Raw genomic sequence first — 1664 nt, 5'->3', positions numbered from 1 at the left:
TTGCTGCAGAGTGCTTCGGCGCTGCAGGCCGAGGGGTTGCGGCAAAGCCTGGCCCAGCTGCTTCTGCACCACGACGCGTTGCGCCTGCGCTTCACGCTCGACGCGCAGGGCAGCTGGTGCCAGCACTACGCCGCCGTTACCGACACGCCCGCCCGGCTGCACGAGCACGACCTGACCCAGCTGAGCGCCGAGCAGGCCCAGGCCCAACAATTGGCCCTGAGCGAACAGCTGCAGGCGGGCTTCGACTTGGCCACGGGCCCCCTGTTCCAGGCCGCCCTGTTCCGCCGCCCCGACGGCACGGACGAGCTGCTGCTGGTGGCCCACCACTTGGTGGTCGACGGTGTGAGCTGGCGCATCCTGCTGGAAGATCTGGCCACGCTCTACGCCCAAGCCCAGCAGGGCCAGCCCCAGCAGCTGCCGCTCAAGACCGACTCCCTGCAGGCCTGGCAGGCCCAGCAGCAGCGCCAGGCCACCAGCGCCCAACTCCAGGCCGAGCTGGCCTACTGGCAGGCGCAGGACCAGGCCCCCGTGCCGGCCCTGCCCAAAGACCAGCCCGCGGGCCGCAACCAGGTCCAGGACGCGGCCACGCGCAGCTTTGTGCTGCCCGCGGCCCTGACCGAGCAGCTGCTCACCCAGACCCACCGGGCCTACGCCACGGAGGTGCAGGAGCTCTTGCTCACGGCCCTGGTCCAGGCCCTGCAGCAGCACTGGCAGCTCGGGGCCGTGCGCCTCACGCTCGAGGGCCACGGCCGCGAGTGGATCGGGGCCGAGCTGGACGTGACGCGCACGGTGGGCTGGTTCACCAGCAAGTACCCGCTCGTGCTCGACATCCGCCAGGCCAGCGACAGCATCGATGCGCTGATCGAGGTCAAGGAGGCCGTGCGGCGCGTGCCGGGCAAGGGCATCGGCTACGGGCTCCTGCGCTACCTGCACCCCGAGCAGCCCCTGGCCTCGGCACCCGCCAGCGAGCTGGTGTTCAACTACCTGGGCGACTTCGGCGCGGGCGCCGGGGCCAGCAACGCGGCGACGGGCCAGGCCGAGGAGGCGAGCGTGTTCACCTACTCGGGCAACGGGCGGGGCGCGAGCAGCAGTGCGCGGCGACAGCGCAGCACGGTGCTGGAAGTGTCGGCTATTATTGTCGAGGGCCAGCTGCGCGTGAGCGTGGGCTACAGTGCTGAGCAGTACCAGGGGCAGACCATCGCGCAGCTGCTGGCCCACTACGAGCAGCAGCTGCGCGGCCTGATCCAGGCCGTGGCGGCTGTGGAAGAGGTGCAGCTGACGCCCAGCGACGTGAGCTACAAGGGCCTGAGCCGCGCCGAGCTGGCCAGCCTGCAGCAGCAGGTGGGCGGCAACGGGCTGGCGGATGTGTACGCCCTGACCCCCTTGCAGGAGGGCATGTATTACTACTGGGTGCAGGAGCCCGGCTCTAGGGCCCACGGCATCCAGATTGCGTATCGGCTGCAGGGGCAGCTGGACTTGCTGCTCTTAGAGCAGAGCTACCAGCAGCTGGTGCAGAGCTACGATGTGCTGCGCACCTGCTTCACGCACCAGGTGGGCGGGCGGGCCCTGCAGCTGGTCCAGCAGCAGGTCCGCGAGGGCTTCAGCTTCGTGGACTTGAGCCAGTATGCGGGAGAGGACTTGGCGCGGGCCCTGGCGGGGGAGAA

The 1664-nt window shown here is 70.1% G+C and carries 1 protein-coding gene; it reads left to right on the top strand.

Annotation, left to right across the window (positions count from 1 at the left end; translation table 11 throughout):
• On the top strand, window positions 1-1664 hold a 1664-nt coding region (locus LGH70_RS23465), incomplete at both ends, for a condensation domain-containing protein (RefSeq protein WP_226190978.1).

Origin of the sequence: Hymenobacter nitidus, assembly GCF_020447315.1 — a bacterium.
GTDB lineage: Bacteria > Bacteroidota > Bacteroidia > Cytophagales > Hymenobacteraceae > Hymenobacter > Hymenobacter nitidus.
This window is presented reverse-complemented; position numbering and strand designations above follow the sequence as displayed.